Here is a 16,562-nt window from a genome sequence, read left to right as displayed (position 1 = left end):
GTATGGAGTGACCCTGGAATCCCATGAACGATGCTTTGCAGATCGAGCGCAGCGGCGCCGTCCTCACCCTCTGGCTGAACCGGCCCGAGCTGCACAATGCCTTTGACGCCGGCTTGATAGCGCGGCTGACCGCCGCCCTCGAAGCCGCCGGACGCGACGACGCGGTGCGCGCGGTAGTGGTGGCCGGCCACGGCGCCTCCTTCTCGGCCGGCGCCGACATGCAGTGGATGCGTGGCATGGCCGCCGCCAGCGAGGCCGACAACCGCGAGGACTCGCTGGCCCTGGCGCGGCTGATGCGCACTCTGGACGAGCTGCCCAAGCCGACCCTGGCCCGGGTCCACGGCGCGGCTTTCGGTGGCGGCGTCGGCCTGGTCGCCTGCTGCGACATCGCCATCGCCAGCACCGCGGCCCGCTTCGGCCTGACCGAAAGCCGCCTCGGCCTGCTGCCAGCGGTGATCTCGCCCTACGTGATCGAGGCCATCGGCCCGCGCCAGGCGCGGCGCTGGTTCGCCACCGGCGAGCACTTCGACGCCGATACCGCACTGCGCATCGGCCTGGTCCACCAGCTGGTCGAGCCCGAGCGCCTGGATGAGGCGCTGGAGCGGCAGCTGGCCCTGCTCGACAAGGCCGGCCCGATCGCCTCGTCCACCGCCAAGCAGCTGGTCCGGCAGGTCCGCGACAGCCATGACCGCGACGCGCTGGATCGGGATAATGCCGCCCTGATCGCGCGCCTGCGGGTGTCCGCCGAGGGCCAGGAAGGCCTGGGCGCCTTCCTCGACAAGCGCGCGCCCCACTGGGTCACGGAAGCCTGAACATGCTCGATCATCTTGGTTTGACCAGCGCCGACCTGGCGCGCAGCAGGACCTTCTTCCTGCAGGCACTGGCGCCGCTGCAGATCGGTGTGGTGATGGAAGTGACTGCCGAACAGACCGGCGCGCACGACCACATCGGCTTCGGCAGCGACGGCAAGCCGTTCTTCTGGCTCGGTAGTGGCGGCACCGCCAGCCACGGCGTGCACGTGGCCTTCGCCTGCGCCAGCCGCGACCAGGTGGACGCCTTCCATGCCGCCGCCGTCGCCGCCGGTGGCCGCGACAACGGCGCGCCGGGCCTGCGCCCGTGGTACCACCCCGACTACTACGGCGCCTTCGTGCTCGACCCGGACGGCAACAACATCGAGGCGGTCTGCCATCGCCCCGTCAGCGAGGTGGCCGCATGAGCGACTACGTCCGCATCGTCGAGGTCGGCCCGCGTGACGGCCTGCAGAACGAAAAGCAGTCGGTGGCCACCGCCGACAAGATCGAACTGATCAACCGCCTGTCGGCCACCGGCCTGCGCAGCATCGAGGCGACCAGCTTCGTCAGCCCGAAGTGGATCCCGCAGTTGGCCGACGCCGCCGAGGTCTACACCGGCATCCAGCGCCGGCCCGGCATCCACTACCCGGTGCTGGTGCCGAACGAACAGGGCTACGACCGCGCCCGTGCGGTGGGCGTGGAGGAAGTGGCGGTGTTCACCGCGGCCTCCGAGGCGTTCAACCGTACCAACACCAATGCCGGCATCGACGAATCGCTGGCCCGGTTCGAGCCGATCCTGCGCCGCGCCGCCGCCGATGGCGTGCGCGTGCGCGGCTACGTCTCCACCGTGCTCGGCTGCCCCTACCAGGGCGAGGTGCCACTGGCCGACGTGGTGCGGGTGGCGCGTGCCCTGCACCAGATGGGCTGTTACGAAATCTCGCTGGGCGACACCATCGGCGTCGGCACCCCGCGCAAGGCACGGGCGATGCTGCAGGCGGTTGCCGCCGAGATTCCGATGGCGGCACTGGCCGTGCACTTCCACGACACCTACGGCCAGGCCATCGCCAACATCGCCACCTGCCTGGAAGAAGGCGTGCGCGTGGTCGACAGCGCGGTGTCCGGCGCCGGTGGCTGCCCCTATGCCAAGGGCGCCAGCGGCAACGTCGCCAGCGAGGATGTGGTCTACCTGCTGCAGGGCCTGGGCCTGGACAGCGGCGTGGACCTGCCGGCACTGGCCGAGACCGGCCGCTGGCTGGCCGGCCTGCTCGGCCGCGCCACCGCCAGCCGCACCGGGCAGGCGCTGGCCGCCGCCGGCTGACCGTTGCACTGCGCCGCCCTGCAAAGGCGGCGCAGTGCACAACAGCGGCGGTCACAGCTTCCGTTAGAATCGGCGGTTCTCGAACCTGCAGGACCGTTCAATGCAGCTGTCTTCCGTACGTGCCGTGATCACTGGCGGCGTTTCCGGCCTCGGCCTGGCCGTGGCCCAGCACCTCGTCGCCCAGGGCGGCAAGGTGGCCCTGTTCGACCTCAACGACGACAAGGGCGCCTCCGCCGTTGCCGATCTGGGTACCGACAAGGCCCGCTATTTCAACGTCAACGTCAGCGATGAAGCGGCCGTCTCGGCAGCCATCGACCAGGCCCACGATTTCCTCGGTGGCCTGAACGTGGCAATGAACTGCGCCGGCATCCTCGGCGCCGGCCGCGTGCTGGGCAAGGAAGGCCCGATGCCGCTGGCCGGCTTCCAGGGCACGGTGATGGTCAACCTGGTCGGCAGCTTCAACGTGGCCAAGGCCGCGGCCAACCGCATGCAGCACAACGAGGCCGGTACCGATGGCGAGCGCGGCGTGATCATCAACACCGCCAGCATCGCCGCCTACGAAGGCCAGATCGGCCAGGCCGCGTATGCCGCCAGCAAGGGCGGCGTGGTGTCGATGACACTGCCGATGGCGCGCGAACTGTCGCGCTTCGGCATCCGCGTCAACACCATCGCCCCTGGCGTGTTCTGGACGCCGATGGTCGATGGCATGCCCGAAGCCGTGCAGCAGTCGCTGGCCGCGTCGATCCCGTTCCCGTCGCGCCTGGGCAAGCCGGAAGACTTCGCCAGCCTGGTCGGCTTCATCCTCGGCAACACCTACCTCAATGGCGAGACCATCCGCCTGGACGGCGCTACCCGCCTCGCTCCGAAGTGATTCCCCACGGGCGCCGGGACGGCGCCCTCCCCCAACGACCTAGATCACCATGAAAGCCAACGACATCAAGAAGGGCAACGTCGTCGAGTACAACAACGGCGTGTACCAGATCCGCGACATCGAGCGCAGCTCGCCGCAGGGTCGCGGCGGCAACGTCCGCTTCCGCTTCATCATGTACAGCGTGCCGGGCGGCAACAAGCTCGATGCCAGCTTCGATGCCGACGACAACCTGGTCGAGGTCGAACTGCTGCGCCGCCAGTCCACCTATTCGTACAAGGATGGCGATGCGTTCGTGTTCCTCGATGACGAGGACTACACCCCGTACACCCTGGACGCGGACGTGATCGGCGACGACGCCGGCTACATCACCGACGGCCTGACCGGCATCTACGTGCAGGTGATCGACGAGCAGCCGGTGGCGATCCAGCTGCCGGCCTCGGTGGTGCTGGAAGTGATCGAGACGCCGCCGGAACTGAAGGGCGGCACCGCCACCAAGCGCCCGAAGCCGGCCAAGCTCAACACCGGCATCGAGATCATGGTGCCGGAGTACATCGTCAACGGCGAACGCGTGCTGGTGAACACCGCCACCGGCGAATTCGCTGGCCGTGCCGACTAAGCGCCTTGCGCTGATCGGCTGCCTGTCCCTGCTTGCGGCGTGCTCGCCGCAGGCAGCGGACAACGCTGCCGACGCCACCCCGAAGGCCACGCCGGCCGTGACGGCCGCGCCTGCGGTGGAGGCACCGGCCGCCGTCGCGGCCACCGCCGAAGCGGAGCCCGCTACCGACCTGACCTCGGGCGATGAGGACCTGGACAAGGCACGTGCAGCCGCAGGCTGTCCAGTCCCAGGCGATGTGTACGACGTCGACGACGCGCGCATCTACTGCGCGATGCCGGCCGATGTGCAGGCCTTCCTTGCGCGCGAGAACACCTGCCAGCATTTCGCCGGCGAAGAGCCGTACGACGAAGAGCGTCGCCGCGAACTGGAAGAGGCCAGCGCGAAGTATTGCGAGGGCCGCGAGAAGATCTTCACCGATCTGGTCACGCGTCATCGCGGTGACTGCGCTGTCCGCGCAGCGCTGATCGGAATCAACACACGCTATGACCTGGACTTCGATCTCGACCTGAAGCCCTGCGGGGGCTGACCCCTCGATGATGTAGAGCCGAGCGTGTGCTCGGCTCTACAGATGGCTTACGGCTGCTTCGCGCCGAAATTGCCGCAGCCGTGGTACTGGCGGGTGCCGATGGTCAGGTTCACCTTGGCCTCGAACGCCTCACCACTCATGTCGTCCTGGCAGGTGGTGCGCTGGAAGCTGAGCTTGACGTCGGTACCGTCGGACGCCTTGCCACTCCATCCGTCGGCCCCCTCGGTGGGCTTGGCCACATCGAAGCGGCGCTCGCCGTAATCGACTTCCACCTGCAGGCCGGGTGCATCGCCGTCAACGACTGCAAGCCAGCCGGGTTCATTGCCGGTGGCACGGAACGCGGCATTGCCGGCGCTGCCATCGCCTTCGGTGGCTTCGACCGCATGGCACTCGCGATCGGCCTCGCCCTTCAGGCTCAACAGGCCGTCATCGCTGCCCTTGGTCCAGAAGCTGTTGCCCTCGCCATCGCCATACTTCGCGCCCGACGCCGCACGCTCGGAGGTCATGGCGAAGGTACGTTCGCCGATCACTACCGTCGCCGCATCCTCGCCATTGAAGGTCGCGCGCACGTTCAGATCACCACACCGGTACATGGTCTCGCTGCCGGTACCAGCGCCGGTGCTGGCAGCCGGTTCGGGCGCGGCCGGCGGCGCGGCATCAGTGCCGCCCGCAGCGGGTGGTTGTGCCGGCTGGCACGCGGCCAGGACCAACCCGAGGGAGGCTGCCAACAGACTGGGGACTACACGCATGGCTCGACTCCTTGTCGACACTACAGAGATCTTCGACCCTACCACCTGCCGGTGAGCGGGGCCTGAAAGCGGCCTGACCGCGTTCATGCGGCCAGTACCGCCATCGACAGCAGCTGCGCGCCGCTGTCGCCGGAACTGCAGGTCCAGACCCGCAGCAGGCGCAGTTTCAGCTCGCGCTCCTGACCCTGCCCACGCACCGACAAGCGCACGTCGCTGGACAACAATGCCAGGCGTCCGCACAGCAGCGTTTCCACCGCGTACGATTGCAGGCTGCTCACCCGCAGGTTCCCGGCCAGCCAGTCGCCCAGCCAGGGCAGATCGAGCATGCGCCCGCCCTGCCCATCCATCATGAACAAGGCCGGCGATACCAGCGCGGTCAGCGCATCGTGGTCGTCATCCAGCAATGCCTGCCGCAGGCGCTGTTCCAGCGCTGCCAGCTGCCGCTCATGCAGGTCTTCAACGATGTCCCGTTCCATCCACGGATCCTTCCGGCATCGGCCGGCGCCTGCGCAGGCGTTGCGCGATCCACTGCCGCGCGCCCTGCACTACTACATAGAAGACCGGTACGAAGAACACCGCCAGCACGGTCGCACTGACCATGCCGCCGAACACACCGGTTCCAATCGCCTGCTGGGTTTCCTTCGACGCGCCCTGTGCCAGCATCAGCGGCACCACGCCCAGCGCGAACGCCAGCGAGGTCATCACGATCGGCCGCAGGCGCAGCCGTGCCGCTTCCGAGGCCGCTTCGACCAGGCCACGGCCCTGCTGCTGCAGCTGGCGTGCGAACTCGACGATGAGGATCGCGTTCTTCGCCGACAGCCCGATCACCGTGATCATGCCGACCTTGAAGAACACGTCGTTGGGCATGTCGCGCAACAACACGGCGGCGACCGCGCCGAGAAGGCCCAGCGGCACCACCAGCATCACCGCCAGCGGAATCGACCAGCTCTCGTACAGCGCCGCCAGCACCAGGAACACCACCAGCATCGACAGCAGCAACAGCCACGGCGCCTGCGCGCCCGATTCACGCTCCTGCAGCGACTGGCTGGTCCATTGCAGAGCGAAGCCAGACGGCAGCTTCTCCGCCAACCGCTCCATCTCCGCCATCGCCTGGCCGGTCGACACGCCGGAGGCCGGGGCGCCGGACAGATTCAGCGCCGGGAAGCCGAGATAGCGCTGCAGCTGCAGCGGCGCCTCGGTCCAGTGCGGGGTCACCAGTTCGGACAGCGCCACCATGCCGCCCTCGCTGTTGCGCACGTACAGCCTCAGCACATCCTCCAGCTCCATCCGGTGGGATGCGTCTGCCTGCAGGATCACCTGCTGCAACCGGCCCTTGTTGGGGAAATCATTGACGTACTGCGAGCCCATTGCCGCCGACAGCGTGCTGCTGATGTGTTCGAAGCCCACGCCCATCGCCTCGGCCTTGGCCCGGTCGATGTCCAGCCGCACGCTGGTGCCGGCCGGCAGGCCATCGGCATGCACCTCGGACAGCAGCGGGCTGGCCTCGGCCAGCTTCAGCAGCTGCTGCAGGGCCGCGCGTAGTTCGGCCTGGCTCTGCCCGGTACGCGCCTGCAGGGCGAGCGAGAACCCGGACGAACGGCCCAGGCTGTCGATCGCCGGCGGCATCACGCTCATCACCTCGCCCTCGGCAATCGTGGACATCGCCTTCTGCGCGGCCTCCACCTCGCCGGCCGCGGTGGCGCCTGCACGCTCGCTCCAGTCCTTGAGCATGGTGTAGGTCAGCGCCGCGCTCGGGCCGGAACCGGAGAAGCTGTAGCCGAGGATCGACTGGTTGGAGCCGATGCCCGGACGCGAGGCCACGTGCCGCTCGTAGGCTTCGACCACGGCCAGCGTGCGCTCGGCGGTGGCTTCGGCCGGCAGCTGGATCGAAGTCATGAAATAGCCCTGGTCTTCTTCCGGCAGGAACGCACCCGGCAACCAGTGCAGGCCCAGCAGCAGTGCCACTACCAGTGCGGCGAATACGCCCATCACCCGCCCACTGCGCTGCAGCACCGAAGCCACGCCACGCTGGTAGCGCCCGGTCATCGCCTCGAAGCCACGATTGAAGGCGCCGAACAGCCCACCACGACCATGGTGTCCATGGGTATTCGGGCGCAGCAGGGTCGCGCACAGCGCCGGGGTCAGGCTCAATGCCAGCAGCGCCGAGAACAGGATCGACACCGCCATCGCCACGGTGAACTGGCGGTAGATCGCGCCCACCGAGCCGCTGGCCAACGCCATCGGAATGAACACGGCGGTCAGCACCAGGGTGATGCCGATCACCGCACCGGTCAGCTCGCGCATCGCCTTGATGGTGGCCTCGCGCGGCGGCAGTCCTTCCTCGGCCATGATCCGTTCCACGCCCTCGACCACCACGATGGCGTCGTCGACGATGATGCCGATCGCCAGCACCATGCCGAACATGGTCAGCACGTTGATCGAGAAGCCCAGTGCCAGCATCACCGCGAAGGTGCCGAGCAGCGCGATCGGTGCGACCAGCGCCGGAATCAGCGTGTAGCGCCAGTTCTGCAGGAACAGGTACATCACCGCGAACACCAGCAGCATGGCCTCCAGCAGCGTCTGCACCACCTTCTGGATCGAGATCTTCACGAACGGTGCGGTGTCGAACGGAATGCTCGACTCCACGCCGCGCGGCAGCAGCGGCGCCAGTTCGGCCATGCGCTCGCGTACCGCCGACGCGGTGCGCACTGCGTTCGCGCCAGGACGCAACTGCACCCCGGCGGCGGTCGCTGGGTGGCCATCCTCACGGGTGCCCCACGCATAGCTCTGCGCGCCCAGTTCGACGCGGGCGACATCGCCCAGCACCACCCGTGAACCGTCTGCCCCGGCGCGCAGCACGATGGCTGCGAACTGCTCCGGCGTGGACAGCTGCCCATCGGCGCTGAGCGGCACGGTGATGCGCTGGCCCGGAACACCCGGCGAATCACCGATGCGTCCCGGCGAGATCTCCAGGTTCTGCTGCTCGATGGCGGTGGCCACATCGCCCATGGTCAGGCCGTAGCCGGTCAACCGGGTCGGGTCCAGCCAAACGCGCATCGCCTGTTCGGCACCGAACAGCTGCACGCGGCCGACGCCATCGATGCGGCGCAGCTCTTCGATGATGTTGCGCGCCATGAAGTCGCCCAGTGCGGCCTCGCTGACGCTGGCATCCGGCGAACGCAGGCCGACCAGCATCAGGAAGCCGGAATCGGCGGCCTCCACGAACAGGCCGTTCTGGCGCACGCTGCGCGGCAGGCGCGGCTCGATCGCCTTGATCCGGTTCTGCACGTCCACCTGCGCCAGCTCCGGGTTGGTACCGGGCTTGAAGGTCGCAGTGATCGAGGCTTCGCCGGAGGTGTCCACCGAAGATTCGAAGTACAGCAGGTGCTTGACGCTGGACAGCTCGCGCTCGATCAGCCCGACCACCGCATCATTCAGCGTCTGCGGGCTGGCACCCGGGTAGCTGGCATAGATGCTGACACTGGGCGGCGCGACCGCCGGATAGCGCTCCACGGCCAAGCGCGGAATCGCCAGTACGCCGGCCAGGATGATGAAGATCGCCAGCACCCAGGCGAACACCGGGCGATCGATGAAGAAACGTGCCATGTTGGATTTTCCTGGAGGGGCTGGCCCGGGAAAGGCTCAGCCCTTGCTGCCGGCCTGCATCGCGCCGGCGCTGGCGACCGGCACCTGCCAGTCGCGCGCATCGACCACCACGCCTTCCTGCAGGCGTTCCTGGCCCTCGACCACCACCTTTTCGCCCGCCTTCAGACCGGTGCGCACCAGCCACTGGCGATCAACGCTGCCGTCGACCTCCAGCGTGCGGATCACCGCCTTGCCATCGCCACCGATCACCCAGGCATAAGCCTGGCCACCGGCGCTGCGCAGCACGGCCTGCTGCGGCACGGTCAGCGCACTGGCCGGTGCACCCCGCGGCACTTTCGCGCGCACATACATGCCGGGCAGCAGCTGGCGCTGCGGGTTGTCGACCAGGATGCGGAGGATCACATCACCGGTACGCGCATCGACGTTGATGCCGGAGAACAGCATCTGGCCACGCTCGGACAGCGGCTTGCCGGCGGCACCGATGATCGTCACCGGCAGCTCGCCACCACCGGCAGCACTGCGCTGCAGCGATTCCAGCTGGGCCGCCGGCTGGCGCACATCGACGTAGACCTGGTCGATCTGCTGTACCACCGCCATCGGCTCGGCATCGGCCACGCCGACCAGTGCGCCTTCGGTCACCAGCGCCTGATCGATGCGGCCGGCAATCGGCGCGCTGACCGTGGCATAGCGCAGGTCGAGCTGGCGACGGGCCAGGATCGCGCGCGCTTCATTCACCGCGGCACGGGCCTGTTCGTACTCGGCACTGGCATCGTCGCGATGCTGCTGGCTGACGGCCTGTGCCGCGGCCAGTGCATGCAGGCGCTGCGACTGCACGCGACTGCGGCCCAGGGCGGCCTCACTGCGCTGCAGCGCGGCCAGTGCCGAATCGACATCGGCACGGAAGGCCGCCGGATCGATCTGGAACAGGGCCTGGCCGGCGTCTACTTCCGCGCCCTGGTCAAACAGCCGGCGCTGCACGATGCCACCCACCTGCGCTCGGATCTGCGCGGTGCGCACGGCGGCCACGCGGCCAGGCAGTTCGTCGTCACGCTGCACCACCTGCGGGCCGACGGTAACCACGCTCACGCGGGGTGCGGCTTCGGGCGTGGCTTCGGGGGTGGAGCAGGCCGTCATGGCCAGGGCGAGGGCCGCGATCAACGCGACCGGAGTCCTGAAGGTTCTCATTGCTGTGCACAATGCCGCGCGGGCGGCTGATAGGTTCTGAAGAACCCAGTGTGCGTGGCGATGATGGGGTTTCGATGGAGGAACTGTGGAGATACGATGGAGGCAAGCACCTTAAGGCCCCGCCCCTGCATGCATGCCGCCCCTGCCCTCGCCGCCCTCGTCCTGATCGTCGAGGATGAGGCCGAGATCGCCGACATTCTTACCGCCTATCTGGAACGCGAAGGACTGCGTACGCTGCGCGCCGCCGACGGCCACAGCGCACTGGACCTGCATCGCAGCGCCCGCCCCGACCTGGTCCTGCTCGACGTGCAGCTGCCGCGGCTGGATGGCTGGAGCGTGCTGACCCAGCTGCGCCAGCGCGGCGAGACGCCGGTGATCATGCTGACCGCACTGGACCAGGACCTGGACAAGCTGACCGCACTGCGCATGGGCGCTGATGACTACGTGGTCAAACCATTCAATCCGGCCGAAGTGGCGGCGCGCGTGCGCGCCGTGCTGCGGCGTACGTTGCGCGCCTCGCGCGTGGACGCCCCGACCGCGCTGCGGGCGGGCCCGCTGCTGATCGACTCGGCCACCCACGCCGTGCACGTGGAGGGCGAAGGCTACAGCCACGAAGTGCTGCTCACGCTCACCGAGTTCAAGCTGCTGCACTGCATGGCGCTGGCGCCGACGCGCATCTTCAGCCGCAGCGAACTGATGCACGAATGCCTGCCGGAAAGCGAGGCGCTGGAGCGCACGGTCGACAGCCATGTCAGCAAGCTGCGCCGCAAGCTGGATGAAGTGGGCATGGTCAATGTGCCGGCCAGCGTGCGTGGCGTCGGCTACCGGTTGATGGCCGACCGCTGATGGCCCGCCTGCGCCGCTCCGGGCTCAGCCGCCACATCATCGTCTCGATGTCGCTGATGGTGATCGGCGTCATCGTGATGATGATCCTGTCATCGTGGCTGCTGTATGCAGTGCTGGTCGAATTTTTCCCCGGCACTACCGAGGAGCCGGAAAGCTGGCTGCCGACCGGCCCTGAACTGGCATGGATGGTCGGCGTGATCCTGACCGGCCTGGCGCTGGCCATCGCCGCCTCGTTCCGTCTTGCCCATCGCATCCTGTCGCCGTTGAATTCGCTGGTGGACAGCGTGCGCGCGCTCGCGGGCGGCGACCTCGGTGCCCGTGCCAGCGTCGAGGAAAACTCGCCGGGCGAAGTGGCCACCTTGGTCGAGGACTTCAATGCCATGGCGCGGCGGCTGCAGCACGTGGAGAGCGAGCGTGCGATGTGGCATGCAGCCATCGCCCATGAACTGCGGACTCCGGTGACGATCCTGCGCGGCCGCCTGCAGGGCCTGGCCGAGGGCGTCTTCCAGCCGGACGAATCACAGTTCCGCAGCCTGCTCGCCCAGGTCGAGGGCCTGTCACGACTGATCGAGGATCTGCGCGTGCTGAGCCTGTCCGACAATGCGCGGCTGGACGTGCGCCGCGCACGTACCGACGTGGTGGCCGAAGTGCATTCGGTGATGACCCTGGTCGATCCCCAGTTCCGCGCCGCCGGCTTCGTGCTGGAGCTGGAAACCAGCCGCGAAGAACACAACGCGCACTGCGACCCGACCCGTCTGCGCCAGGCGCTGCTGGCGCTGCTGGAGAACGCGCGCCGCTATGCCAGCCCGGGCAAGGTGCGGATTGCCGTGCATGACACACCGGGCCATGTGCAGGTAGCGATCGAGGATGAGGGCCCGGGCATCGACCCTGAGCTGCACGCCGACATCTTCTCTCCGTTCATGCGTGCCGATGGCTCGCGTTCGCGCCAGGGCGGCGGCAGCGGGCTCGGCCTGGCGGTGGTCAAGGCCATCGCCGACGCGCACGGTGGCCGCGTCTACTGCATCCCGGGCAGCGTTGGCGGCAGCCGCTTCGTCATCGAACTGCCGCGCCAGTAGCCGGACGGGCTGCCTGCGTACGCAGGTGTGCACCGAGTGCCGCCAGATTGGCGTCGATCGCATCCATTTCCTCGCGCTGGCGGATCGGCAGCTGCTGGCGCAGCTGCACGCGCAATGCCTGCCACGCCGGGACCGCCTGCGCACTGGCAGTGGCCACGGCCTCGGACAGCAGCGCCTGCTCGTCGCCCAGCGGCAATCCATAGCCGCCGTCCTGCAGCAGCGTCCCCGGTCGCAGCCACTGCCCGCTCTGCTCCAGCAACCCCCGCAGGCTGCGCGTTTCAGTGCTGTCCGGTGCGGCCAGCAGCTGCCGCTTGAGCACATCGCGTGCGCGCAGCTCGGCACGCCGCTGCGCGGCCTGCTCCAGCAGCAACAGGCCGGCGCTGGCACGCAGGTCACCCTGCAGCAGCCACGGTGCCCGTTGCTGTGCAGGTAGCTTCAACCAGCCGCGCACATCACGTGCGGGCAAGGCCAGCTGGGCCGCGGCCACTGCGAACAACTGCTGGTAGTGGTCGCGCGCCGAGGCGAAGTAGTAGCCTTGCGCCTGCGCTGCATTGCGGTCCGTCAGTACCCTCTCGTCGAGAACGCCCAGCCGCATCAGTCTGCGCTTCAGGCCACGCGGACTCAGCTGGGCCAGCCCGGCCTCCCCCAGCCGAGGCACACCCGCCTGCAGCAGCTTGGCGGTTTCCACCGCGCAGTTGTTGCTGACGAAGTAATAGCGCCCGTCATAGCTCCAGTGCACCTGCGCAGTGCGCTCGAGCAGGCTGGCGATCTCGCCGGGCGACAACTGCAACGGCAGCGACTGCAACCCGCGCAGTTCCACCTTGGTGTACTCATCCACCACCTGCTGCAGCGGCAGCACGAACAGTCGCGACGGGTAGCCACCGGTAAGGCCACGCCAGTTGGAAATCTGCACGTCACCAACGAAGGCACGGAACGAAAGCACACGGTGGTAATCCAGGTCCAGGCGACAGTCCGGCCCCGGCGCACGGCCCGGCCGGCAGATCACCAGCCGCAGCATGCTGTGCCCCCAGCGGCTCATCGGCTGCGCACTGCCTTCGGCGAACAGGTAGTCCACGGCGTAGACACGTGCCGGGTCGAGTTGCAGCAACGACGCCGCGCCCTCTTCCGGTTCGGCCTGCAGCAAGGGCAGCGTCGTAGCGCACTGCGGCTGTGGCAGCGATGTCGGGGTTCCGAAATGGGCCTGGTACCACTGCGCAAGTGCCGGGCGCCGGCAGGCAAACTCGCTGTCGAGCACGAAATGCTCGGCGTTCACTGCCAGGTACTCGGCCGGATCCTTCAGTTCATAGGCATCCGGACTGCGGTCATGGAAGTCGTTGTCGCCACGGCCGAGATGCCAGGGCTTGCGCTGCCAGCCAGCCAGGTCCCGCCAACGCGCAGTGCGCGACCAGTCCGCACCGCCACGGTCGGCGACGTGGGTGAGTTCGTGCACCAGCGCGCTGCGGCGCGCACGGCGGGCGCCGGGCATGCCGTCATCCAGAAGATCGCGGCGCAACGTGATGCGGCCGGCGAAGGCGCGGCCATGCACCTCGGCGGGAAGGCCATCACTCCAGCGCACCTGCACCTGCGCCGGCAGGGCGCGCAGCAGGCCATCTGGCAACAATGACTGCACGTCGGCCAGGGTCTGCGTCGCCACCTGCTGCTGTGCAGGGCTCAACCCCGCAGGATCGAGCTGCAGGCGATCAGCCGCGTGCGCGACATGAGCGATCAGCAGTAGAGCCACGCCATGCGTGGCTGCGTTCCGTGCAGATGTCATGGCGTTGCCGGCCAGCGGCCGGCACTACCCGAAGGCGGGATCAACGTGCCAGCAGCGCGCGGGCCAGTTCCAGGTCGCTCTGCTGCTGTGCGGCGGTGCTCTGCTCGCGCAGGTGGACCAGCGCCGCCTGCAGGCGGACGCCACGGATCTGGCCGTCGCTGGCGACGAACGCAGCGGCATCGTCGCGTGCAGCCAGCACCACCTTGTCATCACCCGAGCTGCTGCCCGACGAACCGGAGGACGCACCGGTGGCCGAGCCGGCCGAGGTGCCAGCGAAGCTGGAAGCGAAGCCGGCCAGCGGCAGGGACAGCAGGGCAAGCAGCAGGAGCGGACGGGTCATCGGTTCGAAGCCGGTTGTTAGGAAGCGTGGAGCGTAACGGGTGCGTGAAGGATTTGCCCGGCTCAAACGTCGAACAGCTTGCCGGGGTTCAGCCGCGCTTGGGGATCGAACGCGCGTTTGACCGCCTTCATCAGGGCGATCTCGGCCGGGCCGCGGGTGCTGTCCAGGTAGCCCTTCTTGACCAGGCCGATGCCGTGCTCGGCCGAGATGCTGCCATCGAAGCGCGCCAGCACCTGCGCGAGCAGCTTGGTCACCTGCTCGCACTGCGCCACGAAATCGGCGTCGCTGGTGTCGTCCGGCTTGAGCACATTGATGTGCAGGTTGCCGTCGCCGATATGGCCGAACCAGACCACGTCGAAGTGCGGGTAGGCCTGCCCGATCAGCGCCTGGGTCTCGGCCAGGAACGCCGGCATCGCCGAGATCCGCACCGAGACGTCATTCTTGTAGGGCGTGTAGCGCGCCAGCGATTCGGTGATGCCTTCGCGCAGGCGCCACAGCTGCGCGGCCTGGGCATCGCTGGCACTGATCACGCCGTCACTGACCCAGCCATTGCCCATGCAGTCCTCGAACGCGGCCATCGCCGCCGCTTCCTGGGCCTCGTCGCCGGCGGCGAACTCGGTGACTACGTAGTACGGATGCACCTCGTCGAACGGTGCCTGCGCGCCATGCGCCAGCACGTGCTCCAGCGCCCGGTCAGTGAAGAATTCGAAGGCCTGCAGCTGCAGGCGCGCGCGGAACGCGGCGAATACCTGCATCAGCACCTCGAAGCTGGGTACGGCCAGCAGCATCACGTTGCTGGCCGGCGGCGGGTCGGTCAGTTTCACCGTGGCTTCGACGATCACGCCCAGCGTGCCCTCCGAGCCGATCAGCAGCTGGCGGAAGTCATAGCCGCTGGAGTTCTTGATCAGCCCCTTGTTGAGTTCCAGCAGCTGGCCATCGGCCGTGACCACCTTCAGGCCGGCGATCCACTCGCGGGTGTTGCCGTAGCGGATCACGCGGATGCCGCCGGCATTGGTGGCGATGTTGCCGCCGATCGAGCAGGACCCGCGCGCGGCGAAATCCACCGGGTAGATCAGGCCGTGGTCCAGCGCGGCGTTGTGCACGGCCTCCAGCGGCATGCCGGCCTGCACCACCAGGGTGCGATCGACGGCGTCGTAGGCCAGCGCCTTGTTCATCCGTTCCAGGCTGAGCACCAGCTCGCCGTTGGCGGCCACCGCGCCACCCGAGAGGCCGGTGCGGCCACCGGACGGCACCACGGCCACGCCCTCGCCTGCGCTCCAGCGCATCACCGCCTGCACTTCCTCGACCGTGGCCGGCAGTGCGATCGCCAGCGGCGCCGGCGTCCAGCGCCGGGTCCAGTCGCGCCCGTAATGCTCCAGGTCGGACGGATCGGTCTTCAGCTTCAGGCCGGGACAGGCCTGCTGCAGCGAGGCAATGCGGGAATCGGTCATGACGGTCCAGCGCGGTGCGTGAAGAACGGGCAAGCGTGCCAGCGGCACGCGCCAGCGTCCAGCCCTGCAGCCGTACAGATAGCTACGGATGCAACCAATTGCGCACTGCACCATGGGCGGCACGATCTGGCATAGTGGTCAGCCCCTGTCCCACTGGCCGTGTTGCCCCATGTCGCCGAAGAAGACCTCGTTCCCGAAGCAGGATATCCGCGTGCTGTTGCTGGAGGGGGTCAGCCAGACCGCCGTGGAGGTGTTCAGCGCCGCCGGCTACAGCCAGATCGAAGCGCACACCAAGGCGCTGCCCGAGGACGAACTGAAGGCGCGCATCGCCGAGGCGCACATCGTCGGCATCCGTTCGCGCACCCAGCTCAGCGCCGAGGTGCTGGCCGATGCCAAGCGCCTGATCGCGGTGGGCTGCTTCTGCATCGGCACCAACCAGGTCGACCTGGACGCGGCCGAGCTGGCCGGCATCCCGGTGTTCAACGCGCCGTACTCCAACACCCGCAGCGTGGCCGAACTGGTGATCGCCGAGGCGATCATGCTGACCCGCGGCATTCCGCAGAAGAACGCCGAATGCCATCGCGGCGGCTGGTCGAAGTCGGCCAGCGGCAGCCATGAAGTACGCGGCAAGACGCTGGGCATCATCGGTTACGGCCACATCGGCACCCAGGTCGGCGTGCTGGCCGAATCGCTGGGCATGCAGGTGATCTTCCACGACGTGGAAACCAAGCTGGCGCTGGGCAATGCGCGTGCTGCGGCCAGCCTGGACGACCTGCTGGCCCGCGCCGACATCGTCACCCTGCACGTGCCGGAGACCCCGGCCACGCAGTGGATGATCGGCAGCACCGAGCTGGCGAAGATGCGCAAGGGCGCGCACCTGATCAACGCCGCGCGCGGCACCGTGGTCGACATCGATGCGCTGGACGCGGCGCTGGCCAGCGGCCACGTCGGCGGCGCCGCGCTGGACGTGTTCCCGGTCGAGCCGAAGGGCAATGGCGATATCTTCGAATCGCCGCTGACCCGCCACGACAATGTGATCCTGACCCCGCACGTGGGCGGCAGCACGCTGGAGGCGCAGGACAACATCGGCGTGGAGGTGGCGGCCAAGCTGGTGCGCTACAGCGACAACGGCAGCACCCTGTCGGCGGTCAATTTCCCGGAAGTGACCCTGCCCGAGCACGCTGACAGCCTGCGCCTGCTGCACATCCACCAGAACGTGCCGGGCGTGCTGTCCAAGGTCAACGAGATCTTCTCGCGCCACAACGTCAACATCGACGGCCAGTTCCTGCGCACCGACCCGAAGGTGGGCTACGTGGTGATCGACATCACCGCCAGCGAGGCACAGGCCGCCGCCGTGCGCGACGAGCTGGCCGCGATTCCGGGCACGCTGCGGACGCGCATCCTGTATTGAAA

16 protein-coding genes are annotated in these 16,562 nt (G+C 68.2%); 9 read left to right on the top strand and 7 right to left on the bottom strand.

Annotation, left to right across the window (positions count from 1 at the left end):
* Positions 1-23: 23 nt before the first annotated feature.
* From ACX9OT_RS12880 to ACX9OT_RS12855, 6 genes are all read left to right on the top strand, one after another.
* Positions 24-812 carry an enoyl-CoA hydratase-related protein gene (locus ACX9OT_RS12880; RefSeq protein ID WP_459002437.1) on the top strand — a complete coding sequence of 263 codons (789 nt, stop codon included), beginning with the start codon at positions 24-26 and terminating at the stop codon, positions 810-812.
* Positions 813-814: 2 nt separating this feature from the next.
* A complete protein-coding gene (locus tag ACX9OT_RS12875; protein WP_459002435.1) occupies positions 815-1,216 on the top strand; it encodes a VOC family protein in 402 nt (133 codons plus the stop codon).
* Positions 1,213-2,109 (top strand): hydroxymethylglutaryl-CoA lyase, encoded by an 897-nt coding sequence (locus tag ACX9OT_RS12870; protein ID WP_459002433.1) that lies wholly within the window; start codon positions 1,213-1,215, stop codon positions 2,107-2,109. The genes ACX9OT_RS12875 and ACX9OT_RS12870 overlap by 4 nt, the downstream gene beginning before the upstream one ends.
* 100 nt (positions 2,110-2,209) lie before the next feature.
* Complete coding sequence (locus ACX9OT_RS12865) at positions 2,210-2,980, top strand: SDR family oxidoreductase (RefSeq protein ID WP_075674580.1); 771 nt, start codon at positions 2,210-2,212, stop codon at positions 2,978-2,980.
* A gap of 49 nt (positions 2,981-3,029) precedes the next feature.
* Positions 3,030-3,596, top strand: a complete 567-nt coding sequence (gene yeiP, locus ACX9OT_RS12860) for an elongation factor P-like protein YeiP (protein ID WP_005409468.1) — start codon at positions 3,030-3,032, stop codon at positions 3,594-3,596.
* Entirely contained in the window at positions 3,586-4,122 is a 537-nt protein-coding gene (locus ACX9OT_RS12855; RefSeq protein ID WP_459002430.1) for a hypothetical protein, read from the top strand. Before yeiP ends, ACX9OT_RS12855 begins: the two co-directional genes overlap by 11 nt.
* A gap of 47 nt (positions 4,123-4,169) precedes the next feature.
* Here ACX9OT_RS12855 and ACX9OT_RS12850 read toward each other — a convergent pair whose 3' ends face one another.
* The 4 genes from ACX9OT_RS12850 to ACX9OT_RS12835 form a co-directional block, all read right to left on the bottom strand.
* Positions 4,170-4,871 (bottom strand): COG3650 family protein, encoded by a 702-nt coding sequence (locus tag ACX9OT_RS12850; protein ID WP_459002428.1) that lies wholly within the window; start codon positions 4,869-4,871, stop codon positions 4,170-4,172.
* 83 nt (positions 4,872-4,954) lie between these two features.
* Positions 4,955-5,347: a nuclear transport factor 2 family protein gene (locus ACX9OT_RS12845; protein WP_032128783.1), complete on the bottom strand. Its 393-nt coding sequence runs from the start codon at positions 5,345-5,347 to the stop codon at positions 4,955-4,957.
* Positions 5,328-8,477: a multidrug efflux RND transporter permease subunit gene (locus ACX9OT_RS12840; protein ID WP_459002426.1), complete on the bottom strand. Its 3,150-nt coding sequence runs from the start codon at positions 8,475-8,477 to the stop codon at positions 5,328-5,330. Before ACX9OT_RS12840 ends, ACX9OT_RS12845 begins: the two co-directional genes overlap by 20 nt.
* Positions 8,478-8,513: 36 nt before the next feature.
* Complete coding sequence (locus ACX9OT_RS12835; protein ID WP_459002424.1) at positions 8,514-9,662, bottom strand: efflux RND transporter periplasmic adaptor subunit; 1,149 nt, start codon at positions 9,660-9,662, stop codon at positions 8,514-8,516.
* Between the two features lie 129 nt (positions 9,663-9,791).
* On the opposite strand from ACX9OT_RS12835, the gene ACX9OT_RS12830 reads away from it, so the two are divergent.
* Positions 9,792-10,508 (top strand): response regulator, encoded by a 717-nt coding sequence (locus ACX9OT_RS12830; protein WP_020424480.1) that lies wholly within the window; start codon positions 9,792-9,794, stop codon positions 10,506-10,508.
* Complete coding sequence (locus tag ACX9OT_RS12825; protein ID WP_459002421.1) at positions 10,508-11,584, top strand: ATP-binding protein; 1,077 nt, start codon at positions 10,508-10,510, stop codon at positions 11,582-11,584. Before ACX9OT_RS12830 ends, ACX9OT_RS12825 begins: the two co-directional genes overlap by 1 nt.
* On the opposite strand, the gene ACX9OT_RS12820 is transcribed toward ACX9OT_RS12825, so the two are convergent.
* From ACX9OT_RS12820 to ACX9OT_RS12810, 3 genes are all read right to left on the bottom strand, one after another.
* Positions 11,562-13,358 (bottom strand): Lnb N-terminal periplasmic domain-containing protein, encoded by a 1,797-nt coding sequence (locus ACX9OT_RS12820; RefSeq protein WP_459002419.1) that lies wholly within the window; start codon positions 13,356-13,358, stop codon positions 11,562-11,564. The genes ACX9OT_RS12825 and ACX9OT_RS12820 overlap by 23 nt on opposite strands.
* Before the next feature lie 40 nt (positions 13,359-13,398).
* Complete coding sequence (locus ACX9OT_RS12815; RefSeq protein WP_107432681.1) at positions 13,399-13,698, bottom strand: DUF2388 domain-containing protein; 300 nt, start codon at positions 13,696-13,698, stop codon at positions 13,399-13,401.
* A gap of 62 nt (positions 13,699-13,760) precedes the next feature.
* On the bottom strand, positions 13,761-15,149 hold the full coding sequence (locus ACX9OT_RS12810) for an FAD-binding oxidoreductase (protein WP_071229293.1): 1,389 nt from the start codon (positions 15,147-15,149) through the stop codon (positions 13,761-13,763).
* Positions 15,150-15,318: 169 nt separating this feature from the next.
* Between ACX9OT_RS12810 and serA the strand changes: the two genes are divergently transcribed.
* Positions 15,319-16,560 carry a phosphoglycerate dehydrogenase gene (gene serA, locus ACX9OT_RS12805; protein WP_071229292.1) on the top strand — a complete coding sequence of 414 codons (1,242 nt, stop codon included), beginning with the start codon at positions 15,319-15,321 and terminating at the stop codon, positions 16,558-16,560.
* Positions 16,561-16,562 lie beyond the last annotated feature (2 nt).

This window comes from Stenotrophomonas genospecies 3, from assembly GCF_054473855.1.
This window is presented reverse-complemented; position numbering and strand designations above follow the sequence as displayed.

Excerpts from the sequence above, each read along its gene's own strand:
- ACX9OT_RS12875 (WP_459002435.1), top strand. The coding sequence starts at position 815 with ATGCTCGATCATCTTGGTTTGACCAGCGCCGACCTGGCGCGCAGCAGG.
- ACX9OT_RS12815 (WP_107432681.1), bottom strand. The coding sequence starts at position 13,698 with ATGACCCGTCCGCTCCTGCTGCTTGCCCTGCTGTCCCTGCCGCTGGCC.
- serA (WP_071229292.1), top strand. The coding sequence starts at position 15,319 with ATGTCGCCGAAGAAGACCTCGTTCCCGAAGCAGGATATCCGCGTGCTG.
- ACX9OT_RS12825 (WP_459002421.1), top strand. The coding sequence starts at position 10,508 with ATGGCCCGCCTGCGCCGCTCCGGGCTCAGCCGCCACATCATCGTCTCG.
- ACX9OT_RS12830 (WP_020424480.1), top strand. The coding sequence starts at position 9,792 with ATGCATGCCGCCCCTGCCCTCGCCGCCCTCGTCCTGATCGTCGAGGAT.
- ACX9OT_RS12845 (WP_032128783.1), bottom strand. The coding sequence starts at position 5,347 with ATGGAACGGGACATCGTTGAAGACCTGCATGAGCGGCAGCTGGCAGCG.
- ACX9OT_RS12865 (WP_075674580.1), top strand. The coding sequence starts at position 2,210 with ATGCAGCTGTCTTCCGTACGTGCCGTGATCACTGGCGGCGTTTCCGGC.
- ACX9OT_RS12880 (WP_459002437.1), top strand. The coding sequence starts at position 24 with ATGAACGATGCTTTGCAGATCGAGCGCAGCGGCGCCGTCCTCACCCTC.
- ACX9OT_RS12850 (WP_459002428.1), bottom strand. The coding sequence starts at position 4,871 with ATGCGTGTAGTCCCCAGTCTGTTGGCAGCCTCCCTCGGGTTGGTCCTG.
- yeiP (WP_005409468.1), top strand. The coding sequence starts at position 3,030 with ATGAAAGCCAACGACATCAAGAAGGGCAACGTCGTCGAGTACAACAAC.
- ACX9OT_RS12820 (WP_459002419.1), bottom strand. The coding sequence starts at position 13,358 with ATGACATCTGCACGGAACGCAGCCACGCATGGCGTGGCTCTACTGCTG.
- ACX9OT_RS12870 (WP_459002433.1), top strand. The coding sequence starts at position 1,213 with ATGAGCGACTACGTCCGCATCGTCGAGGTCGGCCCGCGTGACGGCCTG.
- ACX9OT_RS12810 (WP_071229293.1), bottom strand. The coding sequence starts at position 15,149 with ATGACCGATTCCCGCATTGCCTCGCTGCAGCAGGCCTGTCCCGGCCTG.
- ACX9OT_RS12835 (WP_459002424.1), bottom strand. The coding sequence starts at position 9,662 with ATGAGAACCTTCAGGACTCCGGTCGCGTTGATCGCGGCCCTCGCCCTG.
- ACX9OT_RS12840 (WP_459002426.1), bottom strand. The coding sequence starts at position 8,477 with ATGGCACGTTTCTTCATCGATCGCCCGGTGTTCGCCTGGGTGCTGGCG.